Raw genomic sequence first — 257 nt, forward strand, 5'->3', positions numbered from 1 at the left:
GCCGAAACAAGCGCTTTTGGCGAATCTTCCTTCCTTTGCGAACCAGCAGGCGATGCGGGAGATGATGGCAAAATTGGATCAATGGATTCAAAAAGAAAAATAATGGCGAAAAAGCAGTGTGAGATGCAAAATCCCGCGCTGCTTTTGCTTTTTAAAATGAATGGAAATCAGGACGATAACACAAATTAAGGAAAGAAAATAACATTCCGTAAGGCGGTACCGTCCATTTGGCACAAATGAAATTTATCAGAAAATAT

1 pseudogene is annotated in these 257 nt (G+C 40.1%); it reads left to right on the forward strand.

Going from position 1 to position 257, the window contains the following annotated elements:
* Positions 1 to 103, forward strand: a pseudogene (locus G9F48_RS19460) (class I SAM-dependent methyltransferase); the annotation flags it as partial.
* Between the last annotated feature and the right edge of the window lie 154 nt (positions 104 to 257).

This window comes from Bacillus sp. EKM420B, from assembly GCF_011065565.1.
In the GTDB taxonomy this organism is placed as follows: domain Bacteria; phylum Bacillota; class Bacilli; order Bacillales; family Bacillaceae; genus Bacillus; species Bacillus velezensis.